Annotated in this window: 20 protein-coding genes; 19 read left to right on the top strand and 1 reads right to left on the bottom strand. The window is 64.9% G+C overall.

Translation table 11 applies throughout. From position 1 onward, the window contains the following. Nucleotides 1–28 precede the first annotated feature (28 nt). The 5 genes from E3O11_RS11035 to E3O11_RS11015 are packed head-to-tail and all read left to right on the top strand — an operon-like array spanning nucleotide 29 to nucleotide 4591. On the top strand, nucleotides 29–1279 hold the full coding sequence (locus E3O11_RS11035) for a hypothetical protein (RefSeq protein WP_134495540.1): 1251 nt from the start codon (nucleotides 29–31) through the stop codon (nucleotides 1277–1279). Further along, nucleotides 1276–2109, top strand: coding sequence for a prepilin peptidase (locus tag E3O11_RS11030; RefSeq protein ID WP_092452943.1), 834 nt, complete (start codon nucleotides 1276–1278; stop codon nucleotides 2107–2109). The genes E3O11_RS11035 and E3O11_RS11030 overlap by 4 nt, the downstream gene beginning before the upstream one ends. Before the next feature lie 57 nt (nucleotides 2110–2166). Beyond that, on the top strand, nucleotides 2167–3219 hold the full coding sequence (pilM, locus tag E3O11_RS11025; protein WP_092452940.1) for a type IV pilus assembly protein PilM: 1053 nt from the start codon (nucleotides 2167–2169) through the stop codon (nucleotides 3217–3219). Then, the gene (locus E3O11_RS11020) at nucleotides 3216–3875 is read left to right on the top strand and encodes a hypothetical protein (protein ID WP_092452937.1); all 660 of its coding nucleotides are present in this window, start codon (nucleotides 3216–3218) and stop codon (nucleotides 3873–3875) included. Before pilM (E3O11_RS11025) ends, E3O11_RS11020 begins: the two co-directional genes overlap by 4 nt. A gap of 44 nt (nucleotides 3876–3919) precedes the next feature. After that, a complete protein-coding gene (locus tag E3O11_RS11015) occupies nucleotides 3920–4591 on the top strand; it encodes a hypothetical protein (protein ID WP_134495538.1) in 672 nt (223 codons plus the stop codon). A 187-nt stretch (nucleotides 4592–4778) separates the two neighbouring features. On the opposite strand, the gene E3O11_RS11010 is transcribed toward E3O11_RS11015, so the two are convergent. Continuing rightward, a complete protein-coding gene (locus E3O11_RS11010) occupies nucleotides 4779–5318 on the bottom strand; it encodes an HNH endonuclease signature motif containing protein (RefSeq protein ID WP_134495536.1) in 540 nt (179 codons plus the stop codon). A 1054-nt stretch (nucleotides 5319–6372) separates the two neighbouring features. On the opposite strand from E3O11_RS11010, the gene E3O11_RS18470 reads away from it, so the two are divergent. The 14 genes from E3O11_RS18470 to rpsG all read left to right on the top strand — a co-directional run bounded on the left by E3O11_RS18470 (nucleotide 6373) and on the right by rpsG (nucleotide 20421). Beyond that, the gene (locus tag E3O11_RS18470; protein WP_277871276.1) at nucleotides 6373–8028 is read left to right on the top strand and encodes a type IV pilus twitching motility protein PilT; all 1656 of its coding nucleotides are present in this window, start codon (nucleotides 6373–6375) and stop codon (nucleotides 8026–8028) included. Further along, entirely contained in the window at nucleotides 8028–9257 is a 1230-nt protein-coding gene (locus tag E3O11_RS11000) for a type II secretion system F family protein (RefSeq protein ID WP_166787570.1), read from the top strand. Before E3O11_RS18470 ends, E3O11_RS11000 begins: the two co-directional genes overlap by 1 nt. A 236-nt stretch (nucleotides 9258–9493) precedes the next feature. Continuing rightward, on the top strand, nucleotides 9494–9964 hold the full coding sequence (locus tag E3O11_RS18465) for a type II secretion system protein (protein ID WP_092451179.1): 471 nt from the start codon (nucleotides 9494–9496) through the stop codon (nucleotides 9962–9964). A gap of 95 nt (nucleotides 9965–10059) precedes the next feature. Further along, a complete protein-coding gene (locus E3O11_RS10990) occupies nucleotides 10060–11433 on the top strand; it encodes a type II secretion system protein (RefSeq protein ID WP_166787569.1) in 1374 nt (457 codons plus the stop codon). Then, nucleotides 11430–12110 carry a PulJ/GspJ family protein gene (locus E3O11_RS10985; RefSeq protein ID WP_134495534.1) on the top strand — a complete coding sequence of 227 codons (681 nt, stop codon included), beginning with the start codon at nucleotides 11430–11432 and terminating at the stop codon, nucleotides 12108–12110. The genes E3O11_RS10990 and E3O11_RS10985 overlap by 4 nt, the downstream gene beginning before the upstream one ends. Next, complete coding sequence (locus E3O11_RS10980; RefSeq protein WP_241994702.1) at nucleotides 12107–13972, top strand: hypothetical protein; 1866 nt, start codon at nucleotides 12107–12109, stop codon at nucleotides 13970–13972. Before E3O11_RS10985 ends, E3O11_RS10980 begins: the two co-directional genes overlap by 4 nt. A 64-nt stretch (nucleotides 13973–14036) precedes the next feature. Next, the gene (gene pilM, locus E3O11_RS10975) at nucleotides 14037–15149 is read left to right on the top strand and encodes a type IV pilus assembly protein PilM (protein WP_092451173.1); all 1113 of its coding nucleotides are present in this window, start codon (nucleotides 14037–14039) and stop codon (nucleotides 15147–15149) included. Continuing rightward, nucleotides 15146–15814, top strand: coding sequence for a hypothetical protein (locus E3O11_RS10970; RefSeq protein ID WP_092451171.1), 669 nt, complete (start codon nucleotides 15146–15148; stop codon nucleotides 15812–15814). The genes pilM (E3O11_RS10975) and E3O11_RS10970 overlap by 4 nt, the downstream gene beginning before the upstream one ends. A 2-nt stretch (nucleotides 15815–15816) precedes the next feature. After that, nucleotides 15817–16503, top strand: coding sequence for a type 4a pilus biogenesis protein PilO (gene pilO / locus E3O11_RS10965; protein ID WP_092451169.1), 687 nt, complete (start codon nucleotides 15817–15819; stop codon nucleotides 16501–16503). Between the two features lie 87 nt (nucleotides 16504–16590). Beyond that, complete coding sequence (locus E3O11_RS10960; RefSeq protein ID WP_092451167.1) at nucleotides 16591–17679, top strand: hypothetical protein; 1089 nt, start codon at nucleotides 16591–16593, stop codon at nucleotides 17677–17679. A 148-nt stretch (nucleotides 17680–17827) separates the two neighbouring features. Next, nucleotides 17828–18328, top strand: a complete 501-nt coding sequence (locus tag E3O11_RS10955; RefSeq protein WP_092451165.1) for a DUF6121 family protein — start codon at nucleotides 17828–17830, stop codon at nucleotides 18326–18328. 54 nt (nucleotides 18329–18382) lie between these two features. Next, the gene (locus tag E3O11_RS10950; protein ID WP_170851576.1) at nucleotides 18383–19141 is read left to right on the top strand and encodes a spermidine/putrescine ABC transporter substrate-binding protein; all 759 of its coding nucleotides are present in this window, start codon (nucleotides 18383–18385) and stop codon (nucleotides 19139–19141) included. Between the two features lie 435 nt (nucleotides 19142–19576). Beyond that, nucleotides 19577–19951 carry a 30S ribosomal protein S12 gene (gene rpsL / locus E3O11_RS10945; protein WP_035834602.1) on the top strand — a complete coding sequence of 125 codons (375 nt, stop codon included), beginning with the start codon at nucleotides 19577–19579 and terminating at the stop codon, nucleotides 19949–19951. Next, complete coding sequence (rpsG, locus tag E3O11_RS10940) at nucleotides 19951–20421, top strand: 30S ribosomal protein S7 (RefSeq protein WP_092107221.1); 471 nt, start codon at nucleotides 19951–19953, stop codon at nucleotides 20419–20421. The genes rpsL and rpsG overlap by 1 nt, the downstream gene beginning before the upstream one ends. The last annotated feature ends 111 nt before the right edge of the window (nucleotides 20422–20532 follow it).

Here is a 20532-nt window from a genome sequence, read left to right as displayed (position 1 = left end):
CGGAAGTGCCCTCATAGCCGTCGTCGGTGTGATGGCGGTCCTCCTGGTCATCACGCTCACCGTAACGTCGTCATCCCTGCAAGCTCTAACCGTCACGACTTCAATCCGCGCCGGAGTGCAGGCCCAGGCCGCCGCCGAGGCCGGCATCGATGCCGCCCTCGCCGAATTGCAGCGCACCCCCTCGTCCTGCCCGACCGACGGTTTATTTCAGAGCCCCGACGGCACGCTTCCGGCCTACACCTCAACGGTTTGGACCCATGCCACTGGGTGGGTCCAAAAATGTCCGACGGGAGCTGCGGACGAAACGGAAGTACAGATCGTCTCCACCGGTCATGCCGGCGCCGACTCAGCCGGACTCAAGACCACGAGAGTCGTCGAAAGTATATTCACCATATCCGGCACGGTCAGCCCCGGCCCCGTCGTCTATTCGTATGGAAGCGCCGTGGTCAATCAATTCAGTACCAAGGATAGTTTGGGGTCACCGGTAGATGTCGTCGTTGCCACCGGCGACTACACCTGCACGTCCAGCGGCACGATAGCCGGAAATCTCATCGTGAACGGGGCCGTTAGTCTCTACAACTCGTGTTCCGTGGCAGGGGACGTATACGCCAACGGCACCGTCGACATTGCCAGTTGGGTGACGTTTGCTTACGACTGGAGTGACTTCGAGAAGGAGGGTTTTGTTCCCTTCTCGACCGACAGCAATGAGCTTGTCGCGCCGGGCAGTAAGAAGTGCCAGCTCGGATCATGGGTGCAGGACAATTCGGGTGATTCGCTCCACCAATTCTATGAGGACCTTCGCAACCTCACGAAGCCGACTATCGTCGATGTTCGCCAGTGTGACACCTTTGACTTTGGCAGCATTGAAATGAATGTGAAATCTGACATTGCTTTTCTTTTCCACGAGGTGGTCGTCAATGATTTCTCAGTGGTCGCGAGTGACGGAAACGACCACAAGATATGGTTCATCGCACCGGGAGTTGAGGCGCTCGGAGCGAACAAATGCAGTTCCAACTTCACCGTCAACGGCTCCGTACAATTCGATACCGAGATTTCGGCGATGCTGTATACGCCATGCGCCGTCGTCTTCAACCGGACCCAGTGGCGAGGACAAATCTATTCCGAAAGTTTTGTGGTGAACAATACCAGCAATGTTGACTTTGTCCCGATGAGCATCCCGGGCACGGATCTCTACGGCGCGATGCCCGCTGGTTCTGACCCAGACGATTCCCGATGGACTCTGCTTTCCAGCCGCGATCGAACGAACGGCGACAAATGACGGCACTACTAGCGGTGTTCGCCGGCATATTCGGCCTGCTCATTGGTTCCTTCCTGAACGTCGTTATCTATCGGATTCCGGCAGGCAAGTCCATAGTGTCCCCGCCGAGTGCCTGCGGTAGTTGCGGCGCGCGCATCCGCTCGTATGACAACATTCCCGTGCTGTCGTGGCTGCTGCTGCGGGGCAAATGCCGGCACTGTGGGGCCGCCTTTTCGGTGCGCTACCCGCTGGTGGAGCTGGGCACCGGCGTGTTCTTCGCGGTCGTCGCACTCTGGGTGTTTTCGAGCGGCGACGGTGGGGCACTGGTCTCGACGGACGCGTTGCTCGCCCAGATCATCGTGCTTGTCGCGTTTCTGTACCTCGCTGCGGTGAGCGTCGCGCTCGCCATGATCGATCTCGATACCCACACCCTGCCCAACAAGATTCTGCTACCGGTCTATCCGGTGGGCGCAGTGCTGCTCACAGCGGCCGCTCTCGTCTCTGGAGAACCGGGCCGTCTGCTGAGCGCCCTGATCGGTGCGGCCGCCCTGTTCGGCCTCTACCTTGCGCTGGCCCTGATCAGCCCAGGCGGCATGGGCCTCGGCGACGTGAAACTCGCCGGTGTGCTCGGCCTCTATCTCGGCTGGCTCGGCTGGGCACCGCTGATCGTGGGCGCATTTGGGGCATTTCTGCTCGGGGGGCTCTTCGGAATCGGGCTGCTGGTATCCCGCAAGGCCGGGCGGCGCAGCAGCATTCCGTTTGGCCCCTGGATGCTCCTGGCCGCCTGGCTCGGCGCCGTGTTCGGTCAGTCGATAGCCGCCGGCTACCTGACTCTGTACGGACTCACCTAGACGCTCGCGCCTCACTACCTTTACCTTGCACACTCACATTTCACCGGGGGAACAACAATGACGCCACGTGTGGTCGGAATCGATATCGGCACCACCGCCGTGCGCGCCGTCGAGGTGCGCGACGCCGAAACGGAGAATCCCGTGTTGCTGCGGTGCCATGAGCATCCACTGCCGTTCGGCGCGGTCAGCCGCGGCGAGGTACTCGAACCGGCCGTCGTCGGCGCTGCCCTCAAGCGTCTCTGGTCGACCGGCGGGTTCACGAGCAAAGACGTTGTGCTCGGAATGGGCTATCACCGCATGGTGGTGCGAAACCTGACCGTGCCGAAAATGTCGCTGCGACGCATTCGTGAGTCGCTGCCGTTTCAGGTGCAGGACCTGCTGTCGTTCCCCACGGCCGAAGCGCTGCTCGATTTCTACCCCATCAACGAGGTCGACGGTGAAGGCGAGTCAGAGCCGCAAGTTTCCGGACTCTTGATCGCCGCGACGAAGGACGTCGTGCAGGCCCACATCAAGGCCGCAAAACTCGCTGGGCTGCGCAGCATCAACGTCGACATTATGGCGTTTGCGCGCAGCCGGGCCATTCACCGCGGGGTCACGGCTCCCGGTGTGATCGCACAGATCGATATTGGTGGTGGCTCATCGAGTGTGCTCATTTCCTCTGGAGGTGTACCGCAGTTTGTGCGGGTCATTCCCTCGGGCGGCAACCAGCTGACCAAGGCATTGCGTGCGCGCCTCGGTATTGACGAGGAGGCAGCTGAAGTGCTCAAAATGAAGCTCGGTCTGACGGACGTGGTGGCACCGCACGACGCGATCGCTGCCACGGTCATCCGCGAGGTCACGGCCGAATTGCTCGAAAGCCTGCGCAATACGGTGCAGTACTTCACCAACAATTGGCCGGAGCTGCCGATCGATCACATCGTGCTCATGGGCGGTGGAGCTCGGCTCGGTGGGTTTCCAACCGCTCTGCGCGAAGTCACCGGCTTTCCGGTGCTGACGGCTCAGCCCTTCGGAGGTCTGGAATTGGGGCCCGATGTGGATCGGGCCGCATTGCAAGAATCGGAGTGCACTTTCGTTGCAGCTCTCGGGCTGGCCCTGGGGAGCAAAGCATGAAGCACCGCAGCAACCGGCGCGAGCTGGTTTACGGCGGCGAGCCTCGAGCCAACCTGCTGCCCCTTGAACTTAAGGCCAAACGCAAGGGCAAAATGCTGCGCCGCATCATTCTGGCCGCCTCCGCTGGAGTCGTCTTCTTCATGGCGGCATCGATCGGGGCGGTCTCCGTGCAAGCCGGGGTTGCCCAAGCCGATCTCGCGCACGCTGAGGCGCGCACCAACGAGTTGCTTCTGGAATCTGCCAAGTATTCGCAGGTGCGGAGTGTTCAGGCACAGATCGACCTGACGGCGGCCGCACGAACGGTCGGAACCAAAACCGAAATCGACTGGCGAGCCTACCTGGCTGAAGTGCGCGTAATTTTGCCCAGCGTGGTCACCATCGATGCGGTGACGATTGACTCCGGCTCGCCGTGGGAGGACTACGCCCAAAGCACCGTTGCCCTGCACAACCCCCGCGTGGCCACTCTCACCCTCAGCCTGACCAGTCCATCATTGCCGGCCGTACCGCAATGGCTGACGAATCTGAAGATGCTGCCCGGGTTTGCTGATGCCAGCCTCGGTTCGATCACGCGCTCAGAATCGGGTACCTACGTCGTGGACATTGAAATCAACATCAATGCGGATGCCCGTGCGAATCGCGTAGGCGGGGGAAACTGATCATGAATCGAAATCGACTATTCGGTGCAGTGATGGCGTCTACCGTGAGCGCCGCCGTAGTTCTGGGCGGGCTCCTGGGGATTGCGCCGAAGCTCGAGGAGGTGCGAGCCTTGACCGCCCACCGCGAGGTCGTGGACGCGCAGAACGCCGAGTATGAGATCGCCCTCGAGAGCTTGCAACACGACTTTGACGGCATCGCCGAATTCCGCACCTATCTGGGCACGCTGCAGACGGCTGTCCCTCCCGACGCGGCGATTCCGGCATTCGTCGGGCAGCTCGAAGTCATCGCTCATCAGAACAATGTGATCCTTGAGTCGTTGACCCTCGGCGACGCGGTGGCATATGAACAAGTAGCGGGGGCCGCGCTGTCGGCTGGTGCTGGTGCTGGTGCTGGTGCTGGTGCTGGTGACGCTGGTGACGACGCTGTGCCGCCACCAGGGATGCCAGTGCCGGATGCGGACTCTGCCGACTCAGCCAACGCCGCGGCGAACTCGTTTAGCGACGGCGCCTACCTCGCGCTTCCCATCACTATGTCGGTTCAGGGAGCCCAGAGTAATCTCTTTGACTTCGTTGCCGGTCTGCAGCATGGCGAGCGAACCGTGTCCATTTCCACGTTGGTGACCGAGGCCCCCCAGGGAACAGACACCACGGAGCTGGCTATCACCGGGATGATCTACGTGCTTCTGGATCCCAGCGCCCTGGCTCTCGCCCAGTAGCACCTGCCAGGCACTGGTGGACACCGCGACCGGGGCGTCGCGCCCATCGCGGTGGCGCTCACTTTTCCCAGTGGGGTTTCTCGGCTGGGGTGGCGGCGCGGTTTTGGCCGGCGGGGCGCCAGGTTTGGGTGGGGTCGAAGATGAGGGGTCCGCGGACCCAGGGGCGTCCGTGTCGCATGTCGATGTTTTATCCGGATGTTTCGATGCTGGCATGCGCGGCGTTGCAGATGAGAACGGCGTTGCAGATGAGAACGGCGTTGCAGATGAGAACGGCGTTGTCGATATTTGTCAGACCGCCCTTATTCCAGGGAATAACGTGGTGAACCTGCGTGAGGTGGGGTGGCACGGTGCAGCCGGGGATGACACAGCCACCATCACGGGCCGCTAATGCTCGGCGTTGGCTGTTGGTGAAGAATCGGTTGGTGGTGCCGAGGTGCACAACCTGACCCTGGTGGCCGAACAACACGGGCTGATAGCCGCCGGCGCAGACGAGTTCTTCGACTTGTTTGACGCTGAGGGGGCCGTTGATGCCGTCGATCCAGCCGGCGCCGCGCCCGGCGAGGAGGTCGTCGATGTGGATGTGCACCAGCACCGTTGGTGCCGCGCCGCCCATCGTCGGGGTTCCCGGCTGTCGAGCGGCCGCTTCGAACACCGCGCGGAGGATGCCGGCCTGCTTCTCACCAATCGAGCGGATGTCGCCGGGTTCCTGCGGGCAAGGACTGAGCACCTGGCCGCCCTTGCTCCAGCCTGCTCGGCGCGGCCTGCGTGCCGGCCGTGCTGGCTGTCGGCCTGCCCGTCGGTCATCGCCGCTGCCGTCTTCGCCACGGACTCATCAAAGTACTCGGAACGACGCAGCACATCCGTCGTCGACAGCACCCGGGCCCCATCAACAACCCGACCCACACCCTCCAACGCAAGCAACATGCTCAAGGACTCGTCATCACCGAGCAGCCCGAACGACACCCCACCCAACGCCGCCAACAACGCCTCCCGCGCCTGCTCCACCGCCACAATAGTGGGGTTCACACTGACGTCGCTCGGGTTTTCCATGAACATGGGCGCCATTGCCTCCTCCCCATGATTCTACCCCAAACCGAACACAAAAGCGAGAGAAACTCAGGTAAATTTCTACACGAATTTCGGTGCTACAGCGAATTGGCGGAGCTTCCCCCGCGCTGGAAGGCCCTGAATCACGTTCAATTGAAAGGTTCGTGCCCTCGGAGGCGTTGCGGTGACGCGAAAGACAAATAAAAATAACTATCGAAACTCTGTCACCATTTTAAGCAGGGCGGATTCGGGCGATTGGAATGGCGTCCCGATCCACAAACAGCGTGTGCGGGCATGCCGGGCCCATATTGCGAAAGCGGGCCCATGATCTATCGTGGGCCCGCTGTTCGGGCCCGGGACAAAATGCAGGGTGTGAAACGCGGCAAGGGGCATGGAGCAGGACGAGGCCCCACGGACACTGCGGGGAGGCAGGGCAAGAGTCTCGGCGCTCAGCGAGAGTCCACTGAACGCTGCGGCGCTCAGCGAGAGATCGGGAAAACAGTGACATACCGGGTGCAGACCCCCAGATCGCGGGACTACCGAGCCGGCAGTCGCGTCGTTAGCGTTACGGCTTACGTAGACCTCGGCGAACACGACTTACCCTCGTAGCGCCAAGCCTGCCAGCCTCGGTCACCGCACCCTCGATGACCGGTCGTCTTGCCCCGAACAACCAGCGCGGCCGTGTCTTTCGCGGCAATCAGTACCCGACGCCATTGCTTTGCGAGAAGGATCCCATGGACGACCCGAAAATGCCCCCGTCGCCGACCGACAATGCGGGCAGGCACGAGACCCCCGCGGCGAGCGACGCCATCGACTGGCACCCCGTTTCGGCCCGCGATGCGCTGGACGAGAGCCGCCCCGGTGAGGTGCAGGTGCTGCCCCAGCTCCGTGCCCGCACCCGGTCACTCGCCGACGCCACGACCGGCACAGTGCCGGAGCAGCGCCACGTCCATGCCGCGCCGTTCGACGAGGAGCCACCGTTGCCATCCGCCGACCAGCCTCAGCCGGTGCACCCGCTCGAGCCGGCCGATAAAGCGCTCGGTCCGATCGACGCTGACCTGCTCGCGGCGCTCGAGTGTGTCGTCGCGCAGCACGGTTCCGACCTGCACGTCACCGTGGGGTCCCCGCCGAAGATCCGCCGGGACGGGGGTCTGGGCTCGATCGACAATGCGCCGATCTGGTCGGCGAAGAAGGCGAGCCGGGCGATCCGCAGCATCCTCTCTGCCCCGCAGCAGAACATCTTCGACCGCGATCACGAGCTGGACTTCGCCTACACGCTGCACGGCGCAGGCCGGAAAGCCAGCCGGTTTCGGGTCAATGTGCACCAGCAGCGGGGAACGCCCGGGGCGGCCTTTCGACTGATTCCGAGCGAGATCCAAGACCTCAAGTCGCTCGGTATCCCCGAGTCCGTGGCCGAGTTCGCGCAGCTTCCCCGCGGGCTCGTGCTCGTGGCGGGGCCGACCGGCTCGGGAAAGTCGACCACCCTCGCCGCGCTCGTCGACCTCGTCAACAGCACGCGGGCCGACCATATCGTGACCGTGGAGGATCCAATTGAGTTTCTGCACGCGCACAAGAAGTCAGTGGTGACCCAGCGCGAGGTGGGAGCGGATACGGCCAGTTTCGCATCCGCTTTGAAGCACGTGTTGCGGCAGGACCCCGACGTGATTTTGATCGGCGAGCTGCGGGATCTTGAGACAATTCAGGTGGCGCTGACCGCCGCCGAGACCGGGCATCTCGTCTTCGCGACCCTGCACACGCAGAGCGCGGCCCAGACCGTCGACCGCATCGTGGATGTTTTTCCGCCGCACCAGCAAAACCAGGTGCGCGCGCAACTGGCCCAGACGCTGCAGGGAGTGATCTGCCAGGCCCTGGTCAAGTCGGCGACCGGCATCGGGCGTGTGGCGGCCACCGAGATTCTCGTGACGACTCCGGCGATCGCCAACCTCATTCGCGAGGGCAAGACACACCAGATCGAATCGATGATGCAAACCGGGCGCGAGCGTGGCATGCACACCCTGGATCAGCACCTCGCCGAACTCGTGAACAGAGGACAGGTCACGCGCCAGGCCGCGCTGGAGAAGGCCCAAAACGCCGTGGGACTCGAGAAACTCATTCGTCGCAGCGACACGCCAAGACAGACCGGCGGCTTCTCGTTCGCCGCCGATCCGGGCTTCGTGGAGGCCGGTTTCGCTGCGGCTGGACTTGCGCCGGCGGGATTTGCGCCGGCGGGATTTGCGCCGTCTGGATTTGCGGAGAAGCCGTTTGTCGAGCCCAGCTTTAGGCAGACCAGCTTTCGTGAGGCGGCGGCCGGCCTGCCCGGCGCGAACGGCGTGGCCGCGGCGGACAGCCCGACGGCTGCGACCGCTGACCTCGCCCGGTCGGCGAGCTGATGTCGACCGCCGTCGCTTTTTCTTACACCGGGCGGGACACCGCCGGCAAGAACGTGAAGGGGCAACTCGATGCCCTGAGTGAGTCCCAGGTGGCGTCCCGGCTGAACACCCTGGGTATCGCCCCCATCTCGATCGCCCCGGTCGTGCCGGGAACCGGGCTCGGGCGGTCACTGACTCTGTCGGTCTTCGCGCGCGGAGTGCGCCTGAAGGACCTCGCCATCATGAGCCGGCAGTTCGCCACCATGATCGGGGCCGGGCTGTCGCTGCTGCGCGCCCTGAGCATCCTCACCGAGCAGACCGAGAGTAAACCCCTCGCGGCTGTGCTCGCCCTGGTCCGCGACGACGTCGAAGCCGGGCAGTCGATCTCGGAGTCGCTCGCGAAGCATCCGCTGACCTTTCCGCCGATCATGGTGAACATGGTTCGCGCCGGTGAGACCGGCGGCTTTCTCGACGGCGCGCTGAACTCGATCGCCGAGAACTTCGAGAAGGAGGTCAAGCTGCGCGGCACCATCAAGTCGGCGATGACCTACCCGGTGATCGTGCTGGCAATGTCGTTCGCCGCCGTGCTGATCATGCTGATCTTCATCGTGCCGATCTTTCAAGACATGTTCACCGGCCTGGGCGGCGCCCTGCCGCTGCCCACCCAACTACTCGTCACCCTCTCGGAATCGATGATCTACGTTGTACCGATCGGCGCGGTGCTCGGCGTCGCCTTCGCCCTCTGGTGGCGACGCAGCAAACACACCGAGGCCGTGCGCCGTCGACTCGACCCGTTGCGGCTGAAACTGCCGGTGTTCGGGTTGCTGCTCAAGAAGATCGCGGTGGCACGGTTCAGCCGCAACTTCTCCAACATGCTCGGCGCCGGTGTCCCCATTTTGCAGGCGCTGAAGATCGTGGGGGAGACCAGCGGCAACTGGGCCATCGAAAATGCGTTGACCGAGGTCGGCGAGGCGGTGCGGCGCGGAAAGTCCGTCTCGGAGCCGCTGCTCGAACACCCGGTCTTTCCGGCCATGGTCGTGCAGATGATCGCCGTAGGAGAGGATGCCGGAACGCTCGAGTTGATGCTCGACAAAATCGCCGACTTCTACGACCAGGAGGTGCAATCTGCCACCGAGCAGCTCACCGCCATGATCGAACCGCTGCTGATCGCCTTTCTCGGCGTCGTCATCGGCGGCATGGTGATCGCCCTCTACCTGCCCATCTTCAGCATCGCCAGCATGATCAAGTAAGCCAGCACTGCCCTCGACCCGCAGTGTGGGGCGTTTGGTGTGCCCGCGGAGTGCGAACGATCCCGTTGTGGGGGTGGGTAATACCCAAAATCACCCTCACTTGTGGGTCGTGCGGAAGAAAAATGGCCCCCTAATCTGAAGCTCCGATCGCACCCTCGGTCGCCAAGAAACACAGCATCACGAGCCCTTACCCGGCTCGCTTTGTACGGCCCACTTCCAACCCGAATGGACACACCATGATTATTCGCCTGCTCGCTTCACTGAACCAGCGCCGCGCACGCTTCACCGAGAACCAGAAAGGGTTCACGTTGATCGAGCTGCTCGTCGTCGTAATCATCATCGGCATCCTCGCCGCCATCGCCATCCCGGTGTACCTCGGCGTGCAGAACAACGCCAAGGACGCAAGCGTCAAGAGCGACCTCGCCAACGCCAAGACCGCGATCATCGCGCTGCAGACGGAAGCCGGTGAGATGGTGGACGACGCCACTGCGATTGCTTCTATGCCGGGCATTGTCAATTATGGCTACACCGACGGCCCCAACACTGAGTCGATCGGATACAAAGTACTCACAGTCGCGGCAACTGGCGATCCCACATTCTGCATCGGCGCCACGAGCTCGACAGCAGCGAAGTTCTACGTGACCGACCTCCTGGGTATCACCAACGATGCAACGGACGCAGCACCGACCGGTTGCGTCTTCGAGTAACAGCCCCACCGGCGTGAGCCGGGGCCACCCCTTCGGGCCGCCCCGGCCACCCGGTTCTGCAACACCTCGACCTGATTCTCGCGAAGGAGGCCCTCGTGCACGCTCCAAAACAGCTCAGCCTGGGCCGCCGCCTCGCCCGAAACGACGACGGCGTCAGTCTCATCGAAGTGCTCGTGGCCATGCTGATCTTCGCCATTATCGCCGTCGGTGTCGGCTACGGACTCGTCACCTCCCTCTATCTCGGCAACGACGCACGGTCCCGCGAATCGGCCGTCAACCTGGCCGCGCAGGAGATCGACCTCGCCCGCTCGGCCGGAAACGTATTCGCCGTGCTCGAAAGCACCAGCACGGTCGTACAAAACGGCACGACCTTCACCCTGCACCGCTCCACCGACTGGGAAACCACCACCGGTGCCGACGGCAACTGCGGTTCCGGCGGCGGCCAGCTGCGTTACCGCCGCGTCAACGTCACCGTCACCTGGGATAGCATGCGCGCCACGACTCCGGTCGTGCGCGCCGACAGCGCACTCGCCCCCGGCAGCCGCATCAACGATCCAGCACTCGGCACCATCCTGGTGTCGGTGCTGACCGCCTCCGGCAGCGGCGCCGCCGGCGTGGCCATCTCCGCAGCGCCGGGTGTCGTCCCGAAAGGCGCTGCGATGCTCAGCGATGCACCAGCGGCAACGGATGCCGAGGGTTGCAGTTATCTGCTCAAGGTGCAGCCCGGTACCTATGACGTCACCGTCTCCCGCCCCAACTTCGTCGACAAAAATCAGGCGACCAGCGGGGCGCAGACGGTCGGTGTCGCGGCCGGAGGAGCGGCATCCGTCGCCTTCGCCTACGATCTGGCCGGAACCGTCACGGCCCACTACGGCACCAACTATTCGGAGGGCACGACGCTGCTGCCGAGCAACCTGAGCACCACCTTTCGCAGCGCGTACGAGCCCTACGCAGCTGTCAACCCGAGCAGCGCGAACGTGCAGACCTTTCGACTGCACCCGTTCGGCTATGAGGTCTTCGCCGGCCGTTTCATAGCGGCTACCCCGGTCGCCCCCGGCTGCGTATCGGTCGACCCTGCTGCCTGGACCACCGCGGCCGCCGATGGGGCCATCGGCACCGCGGCCGCCTCCATCGGTATCCTTCCCGGCGGCAGTGCCACCGTCGACGTGCCGCTCGGCGTGCTGTCCGTGACCGGCCTGGCCGGGCAATTCTTGCGGGCCGAGACGACGACCGCCCCGGCCGGCAGCGGAGATCCGGGCTGCGGAGTCGCCACGACCTACAACTTCGGGCAGCTCCCCGCCGACGCCACGACCCAACTCGGCCTGCCGTTTGGCTCCTGGACCTTCTTCTCCGGTGCCACCAGCGGCTCCGAGACGACGCCCGTGCCCGCTGCAAACCTCGCCGTGCTCACCCGGGGCGTGGCCGCCGGCGGCGTCGTCACCCTCGACCCGCGAGCGGTGGCGCCATGATGCCGTCCCGCACCAACGAGGCCGGTCTGTCGCTGGTCGAGCTGCTCGTGGCGATGCTGCTGCTCGGCATGTTCATGACCATGATCTCGAGCCTCTATCTGAGCGCCTCCCGCTCGCTCGGCCAGGCCAAGCTGCTCACCGTGAACACCCGGCAGGTGTCCAACGGCATGAACGAGGTCGCCCGGGTCATCCGTGCGGCCACCGAGAACCCGGTGTCCGGGCATCCGCTGCCCGACCCGGCCCTCGTCGAAGCGACCCCGGAAGTGGTGACCCTCTATGCCTACGTCAACCTCGGAATGCCCACCCAACAGCCGGTGAAGATTCGCCTGTCCCTCGACGCCGACCGGCGACTGGTCGAGACCCGCTGGGCAGCCACCGCCCTCAGCGGCGGGTATTTCGGGTTTTCCGGCGAGCCGGAATCGTCGCGCATCATCGCCGAAACCGTGGCGCCGGGCGACCCCGGCACATTTCTGTTCGGCTACCGTGACGCCGCCGGCCTGCCTCTGCTCGGCTCGGGGGGCGACGGCAGGCTGCTCACCAGTACCGAGCTACGCAGCGTCGCATCCGTTTCGGTGAATCTCACGGTGCAGGCCACCGTGACGGATGCCCGCAGCGCGGTCACCCTGCACAATACCGTCGGCATGCCCAACGTTGCCGTCGCGGCGGGGGCGTCATGAGCGCCTACCCGTTCTGGCGCCCCTCCCGGCGCCGGAGCACCTGGACGCCCCGAAAGCGATTCGCGTTGCTGAGCGTCTTTCGTCGCCTCATCCGCCGAGAACCGGACGAACGCGGCGCCGCCCTCGTCGTCGTGATCGGCCTCGGCCTGCTGCTGCTCACCCTCGTCGCTACCGCGATGACGTTCTCCGTCAGCGGCAGCCTCAAAGCCTCGAGCGACCAGAACTGGAACGGCGCCATGGCCGCCGCCTATGCCGGTGTGGCCGACTACGAAAGCCGCCTCGCCAACGACAACACCTACTACCGGTTCGGCAACCCGGCGGCAAGCTTCAGCGCGGGCAGCACAGTCACTGCGCCCTCGGCGGCCACCGAGAACCCGGCATTCGGCCTCGGCACCGACGGCGCCTGGGACACCGTCACCGGCAGCGACGGCACCGCGTCTTTCCGCTACGAGGTCGACAACGCGGCCTATGCGTCGTCGGGAGTGTTGCGCATCCGCTCCACCGGGCGGGTGGGAGCCGTGGCCCGCAGCATCGTCGCCAATATCCGGCAGGACGGCTTCATCGACTACCTCTACTTCACCGTGTATGAGATGCAGGACCCGGCGCAGAGCGGAATCACGACGTCCGGCTGCGCCGACACCTACGCCTGGGCCGGTCGGCCGATGCCCTCCGGCGGCACGAGCGTGTGCGGCGACATCGCCTTCGGCAGCAGCGACGTCGTCAACGGTCCGGCGCACTCCAACGACACCATGCGCATCTGCGGGGCCACGTTCAACGGCACGATCACGACGGGCGATCCGGGAGCGCCCGGTGCGAATTACCTCAAGAAAGCCTCCGACGGCAGCGACTGCTCTGGGCAGGTTTTCAACGGCGGCCAGCCGACGACCAGCCCGGTCATCGCGATGCCGGCTACCAACATGCAGCTCAAGCAGGAAACCCGGACGGACGCCGGTATCGACGCTCCGGGTTGCCTCTACACCGGCCCGACCAGCATCGTACTGAACAGCTCGGGCACCATGACCATCCGTTCGCCCTGGACCAAGAAGACCCGCATCGTCGGGGACCCGGCGACGTCGGGCAGCACGCCGGCGGCCTGCGGCCTGCCGGGAACGGCCAATGGCCAGCTTGGCTCGACGGCCGGCGCCACCGTCCCGGTGTTGAACGCGAACCTGCTCTTTGTCCAGAGCGTTCCGGGCGTCGTCACTGATCCGAACTATATGAGCAGCACCGATTGGCCCAGCGGCCAAAGCGCGGCCACCTGCTCCGTCGGCAACGGTATCGGCTTTCCCGTGACGCATGAAACCGCGCCAAGCGCCCGGTCCTATGACTGCCGCAAGGGGGATGCCTTCGTGATGGGCACCCTGGACGGCACGATGACCATCGCCACCGACAACTTTCTCTACGTCACCGGCGACATCATTTATTCGGATGCATCCACCGACGTGCTCGGGCTGGTCGCGCAGAATGCCATCTGGGTTTGGAACCCGTACTGCGACAGTACGCATGGGGAGGTTTGCCCGGGGGTTGGCCTCGGTGAAGGTGGCGCCATCCTGCCTGACAATCGGCGCATCGACGCGGCCATGCTCTCGCTCGACCACACCATTCAGGTGCAGAACTACGATCGCGGCGGCAATCAGGGCGTGCTGACCATCAACGGGTCGCTCGCCCAGAAATATCGCGGCTCCGTGCGAATGACCAACAGCGGCGGCGCCAACGGGTACAGCAAGAACTACACCTACGATCCGCGCTTTCGCTACATTGCGCCGCCCAAATTCCTCTCACCGGTGTCGGCCCGCTACAGCGTGAACCTGCTGGTTGAAGTGAGTTCGGCGTTCACCGCGCGGGGAGCGACGGTTCCGTAATGACCGGCCGCGCCCAGCATCCACTCGTCAGTTCACCCATCCCTATTTATAAGGAGCACTTCTCGTGACTCAGAGCATCGTCGGAATAGACATCGGCACCGCGCACCTGCGCGCCGTCGAGGTGCGGGGTCCCGGCAAGCCCCGGCCGATGCTGCTGCGCTATCACGAGGTGTCGCTGCCGCCTGGAGCCGTCATCGCCGGCGAGGTGATCGAGCCGAATACGGTGGCCGCCGCGCTCAAAGCGCTGTGGTCTGGCGGTGGGTTCCGTTCCCGCCAGGTAGTACTCGGCATGGGCAACCAGCGCGTGCTGGCCCGCGACCTGAGCGTGCCCAAAATGTCGCTCGCGCGCATTCGACAAGCGCTCCCGTTCGAGGTGCAGGACCTGCTGCCGGTACCGGTCGCCGACGCACTGCTCGACTTCTATCCCATCTCGGAGTCGACGACCGAGCACGGCCAAACCGTGAACGGGCTGCTCATAGCGGCCGTCAAGGCGGCCGTCGTCGCCAATGTCTCCGCGGTACGTCTGGCGGGACTCAGAACCATCGACGTCGACCTGATCCCCTTCGCGGTCAGCCGCCTGCTGGTCACCCGCCCCGGCATCGACGGCGTCGTGGCCGTCATCGACCTCGGCGCGACGACCACGAGCATCGTGATCACCCGCAACGGTGTACCCCAGTTCGTGCGCATCATCCCCACCGGAGCCAACGATCTCACCCAGGCTCTCAGCGACGGTTTGCAAACGGATGCCGCCGCCGCCGAGCAGCTGAAACGGCGCGTCGGTCTGCCGGCCGCGACCGAATCGTCCGCCGCCGCAGTGCTGTTCGCCGCCGCAGTGCTGTTCGCCGCCGCAGTGCCGGATTCCAGCCCGATCGAGGCGGCCGCCGCCCGCATCATTGCGGACACCATGCACGACCAGCTCGGCAGCATCGTCAACACGCTCAGCTACTTCGCCAACACCCGGCCGAGCGATCCAGTGTCGGCCATCATACTCAGCGGTGGGGGAGCCGAGCTTCCCGGCCTGGCCGAGGCGGTCTCGAAATTGACCCGCCTCGGCGTGACCCGGGGGGATCCGCTCGCAACGGTGGGTCTCGCATCCGTTATCGATACTCAAGCGCTGCGGCTGAGCGGCTCCGCCTACACCGTGGCCCTCGGCCTCGCGCTCGGGCGTGCAGCATGAGACGAGCTTCGAACGACGATGTGCCCGTCATCGGCGGCGACCAACGGGTCGACCTGCTGCCGCCGGAGGTGCGAGCCGAGCGGCGCGGCCAGCGGCAACGGCGCAGCCTCGCCCTCGGCGTCACGGGCATCGCCGTGCTCGTCGCCCTCGGAGTCGGCGCGTCAACGGCGCTCGCGCTGAGCGCCCAAACCAAACTCGCGACCGAGCAGGCCCGCACCGAAACCCTGCTGACCGAACAGGGCAAGTACTTCGCCGTGCGGTCGTTGCAACACCAGATCGCGCTGAGCGAGGCGGCGCAGCAGCTGGGCGCCTCGACTGAAATTGACTGGAAGGGCTACCTCGACGCAGTGCAGGGCACCCTGCCGAGCAGCGTCGCGATCGGCACGGTACAGGTGGATTCGGCGACCCCGCTCGCGGCATACACCCAGGCGACCGCACCGCTGCAGGGACTGCGGGTGGCGACCGTGTCGTTCACCGCGACGAGCGCCGTGCTGCCGGACATTCCAGCCTGGCTGAACGCGCTCAGTACGCTCGACGGCTTTGCCGACGCGCTGCCGGGCTCGGTCTCGCTCGACCAAAACTTGGGCAGCTATACCGTTATCATCACGATGCACGTCAATGACGTGGCGTTCGCGCACCGCTTCGACCCGCCGAAAAAGGACTAGCCATGGACAAGAACAAGCTCTGGCTCATCGGTTCGGTGCTGGTGACGAGCGTCATCGTCGTTCTCGGCGTGCTTCTCGGAGTGCAGCCGCAGCTGGACAGCATGAACGCCGCCGACGCGAGCCGGGCGGCCGTGCAGAGTACGAATGCCGGGCACGTCGCCCTGCTCGCCCGCCTCAAGCACGACTTCGAAGACCTGGACGCGCTGACCGCGACGGCTGAGGCGCTCGCCGAATCCGTGCCGAGCGGCTCGGCCATGCCGGCCTTCGTTGACCAGCTCGACGCCCAGGCCCAGGCGGTGGGCCTCACCCTCACCGGAATGACCGTGACCGAGGCGCAAGCCTATGTGCCTTTGCTGCCCGAGGTTCCGGCGGCTGCGACTTCTACGGGGTCGGCTGCGCCGGATTCAGAAGGCGCGTCTGCGGCGGCTTCTTCGGCCGCGGCGGCTGCAACGCCAGCGCCCGTCGCGCTGATCACGGAGAGCAACTTCGCCGCCTTCCCGCTGCAGATCACCGTGACGGGAACCTACGCCCAGGTGCTTGAATTCGTGGCCAGTGTGCAATCCGGGAGCCGGTTGTTCCTCGTGCACGGGATCGATACCGCGCAGGCCTCCGGCGAAGAGACCTTGGTGGACGCGACCATCTCTGGACTGGTGTATTCGCTGGTAGCGGCGACGACATCCGTTGGATAATGGCGCGGCACGCCGAGTCTCCGTGGCATTTGCCGTGCCCTTGGTACAATAAAGGCCAGTCACGGCGAAGGCCACGAGGAGTTCAGCATGAGCGACAACACGCCACTTGACGGCAAGAAGAATTCTGAAACGGATGCAACGGCGTCGCCCGACGAGACCGCTCGCGGGCAGGCCGTGCCGGAGCCTGCAGAAGTACTTTCAGCGGAGGCAGCTTCGCCTGAGCCGGTGCAGGAGCCCCTCGTCATCGACTATGACGCCATCAACGCCAACCTGACCGCGGCCGAACGTGCCGATGCCGCGACCGCTTCGGCGAACTCTCGCAACCTGTCGCCGATGTCGACGGCCGAGCCGGTTGCATCGGCCGACGTTGACGCCCCGAGCCTCGCCGACGACTACGCCGACTCCTATACTCCGGCGGCCACCGTGCCGGCCCGGAGCACGGCCATCGATTCAGAACCCGTGGTCACCCCGTCGGCTCTTCTCGTTGTCGGAACGCCCGCCGCCGCTTCCACTGTGCCGGTCGATGACGTGCCGGTCGATGACGTGCCGGTCGCCGCGCCGGCGCCTGCTGCTCCGGCTTACGCCGCGCCCGCAGCCCAGTCGCCGATCTACGTGCAGGCGCCGACCAAGCCGCGCCTGCGCAGCAACCGGGGCGGTGGCATCCTGATCGCCTTGCTCGCCACGGTGGTTTTCGCCCTGCTCTACGCTGCAGCAGCCTTCATCATCATCGGAGTGACCAGCACCAGCGTCGCCGCGACCGTGACCGGGTTCACCACCTTTGCCGCACTGCCGGTCTTCTACATTCCCATCCTGTTCTTCTTCCTCGCCTATGTCGGACTGATCGCTCTGGTCAACCGGGGCGGCTGGTGGGCGTACGTGCTGTTCGGATTCATCGTCGCCGTCGTCGTCTACTTCTCTTACATCGGCGGGGCGCTGCTCGGCCTCGTCTTCGATGGAACGGCCGACACGGTCGGTGCCGCCGACCTCAGTCGCTTCGTGTCCTCGCTCTGGCTGAACCCGGGCGCGATCGCCGCCGGACTCATCGCCCGCGAGGTTCCGATCTGGGCCGGCGCCTGGATCGCCCGTCGCGGACGCCGCGTCACCGCCCGCAACCTTGAGGCCCGCACCGAGTACGAGCGCCTGCTCGCCGACGGCCCCCACCCCACCCGCCCGTAGCGTTCTGTTTTTGGCCCCGGTCGTGGGCCCAGTTTAGAAACTGGGCCTGGGTTCACAGGGTGGCCCGGTCTTCACGCCAGCCGCGGCATCCGCTTCGCTGCACCGTGTGCGGCGGCTCGCGCTGCGCCCGCGGGCCTACGCTAGAGCCATGCGGGAATACCGAAAGTACGCGATCACCATGGCGGCCTTTTCGGTCGTCCTCTATGTGGCCCTCATCGTGGCGTCATTCGGGGTGCTCAGCCTGCTGCTCAATCGCGACGTCATCAACGAAACGGATGCCGGTGCCCTCCTCGGCCCCCTCATGGTCACGACCGCGGTCCTCGCCCTGGTCTGGGTCATTCTCTCCGCAGTGCTGCGCTCGCCCGAGCGCCTCACCCAGGTGCCGCCGCTGCCGATCTTCCTCGCCGGAGTCGCTGCCTACCTGACCTATTGCGTCTTCGGGGGAGTCTTCTACAGCCTCGGCGCCGGCGAACTCTTTCGCTCGGTAATCTTCATCGGCGGCGAGATGACGAGCCCCTTCGCGATCTCCGTCGCGGTCTGCGGCTGGCTCATCGCGTTTCTCTACTTCGTCGTGCTGCTGGCCAAGCCCGACGGATCCGGCACTCCCGAGTGGCCCTGGCAGAAGGACGACGACAACGAGCCCCGATGATGGGGTCGTTCGTGGCCCCTCGCGGGTAACGCCGGTCGAGTACCCTTGTGCAGTATGGAAGGGTCCATCGAATCGCGCGTCAACCATGAGGTTGAGAACTGGCTGCGTTGGATCACCCGGTGGCGGCCCGCAACGCACCGCGGCCGCGCACGGCTTTGCCGTCAGTGCTTCGGCTCGCCGATCATCGCGTCGGCCGGACTTGCCGTCGACGTGCCCCACGTCGTGCAGCACGCCCTCTCCATGCGCATGAAGATCGTCATCGACGCATCGGTCGATGAATACACCGAGCGCAACCTCCCGCTGCTCGCGCACGAACTCAACCTGAGCGAGCGCCGCCAATCCGCGCAGGCGTATCGCCCGGCCGAAGGACTCGAGCCGGAATTTCGCGGCCTCGACCTTGACCCGCAACCGGCAGCGGATGCGCCCTACCTCTTCACCTTCAGCGAGCTCGCCGGCCTGGAACCCCCCGACTCACCGCCTGCGGCCCCCAAGCCTGCCGCCCCGGGCGGTGATTTCGAGTCCGAACCCGGTCAAGGTCCCGGCCGGAACCCCCAGGCCGACCACGACCCAGACGAAACAGCAAAGGAGCGCCTCCCGCCGCTCACCCCCGAAGAAAAGGCCGCCCTCCGGGTAGAAATCGGCCTCGCCGACGAGTTCGCCACCCAGGTCGGCCGCCGGGTCTGTGCCCAACTCCGGCAACAGCAGTCTCGCCTGCTCGCCGCGATCGCCGAGCACGTCGAGCCCCAGGTGCAGGCCCTGCTCGCCGACCTCGACAGCACCCTCGACTCCCCGCTCTGGCCGCGCAATCCCTAGCCGAGCCCGCGCATCCGCTCTGATACGAGAAGCAAATACCGACCGGGCCCGGGCCGGGAAACTGGGCCCACGATAGATTATGGGCCCAGCGACCGGGCCCAGGCCCGGGAAGTAGAAGTGCAGGAGAAGGGGCGCGCGGCGGCACCTGCGACGCGGGGCACAACCCATTTGACCGTCAAGGCCCCACCGGGCTAGAATTACCCGGTGTGCGCTTTGTCGTGCGCCTGAATTATGCCCTCCTGAGAGCACAGGCCGAGATTCCACACATGTAGGGCTGGTCGAAGGCCATGCCCCCACGGCATACCCACCAAAACACGCGCGAGCAATCGTGTGGGTTCAAGCGGGTCCAGATGAACTCGACCTAACTCGCAAGAGCTAAGTCGAATGCTAACCATCACAAAGCTGTCACCGTGCAGCAATATCAAGGAGTATTTAGTGCCCACCATTCAGCAGTTGGTCAGGAAGGGCCGTAGCCCCAAGGTCACCAAGACCAAGGCTCCCGCCCTGAAGTCCAACCCGCAGCAGCGCGGCGTTTGCACCCGCGTCTACACCACCACCCCGAAGAAGCCGAACTCGGCTCTTCGCAAGGTCGCCCGCGTCAAGCTTTCCAACGGCACCGAGGTCACCGCCTACATTCCCGGCGAGGGCCACAACCTGCAGGAGCACTCCATGGTGCTCGTGCGCGGAGGCCGTGTTAAGGACCTCCCCGGTGTGCGTTACAAAATCATTCGCGGCGCACTGGACACCCAGGCCGTCAAGAACCGTAAGCAGGCACGTAGCCGCTACGGCGCAAAGATGGAGAAGAAGTAATGCCCCGTAAAGGACCCGCTCCCAAGCGCCCTGTCATTGCCGACCCGGTTTACGGTGCACCCATCGTCAGCCAGCTCGTCAACAAGATCCTTCTCGATGGCAAAAAGGGCCTCGCCGAGCGCATCGTTTACGATGCCCTCGCCGGAGTGTCCGCCAAGAACGAGCTGGATGCCGTTGTCACGCTGAAGAAGGCACTCGACAACGTCCGTCCGACCCTCGAGGTGCGTTCGCGCCGCGTCGGTGGTTCCACCTACCAGGTTCCGGTTGAGGTCAAGCCGCACCGCGCCAACACCCTGGCGCTGCGCTGGTTGACCAGCTACGCCAAGGCGCGTCGCGAGAAGACCATGACCGAGCGTCTCACCAACGAGATCCTCGACGCGAGCAACGGCCTCGGTGCCGCTGTCAAGCGTCGTGAAGACACTCACAAGATGGCTGAAGCGAACAAGGCCTTCGCTCACTACCGCTGGTAGCTAGCTCCATCGAGCATTCCTGATCAGCTGTTCAGGCGCGTGTCGGCATAGTCGGCGCGCGCCTGAACACAGCTGAGAAGCGGATGCTTACGGCCCTGTTCTGCATTTCCA

Origin of the sequence: Cryobacterium levicorallinum (assembly GCF_004402405.1) — a bacterium.
GTDB lineage: Bacteria > Actinomycetota > Actinomycetes > Actinomycetales > Microbacteriaceae > Cryobacterium > Cryobacterium levicorallinum.
This window is presented reverse-complemented; position numbering and strand designations above follow the sequence as displayed.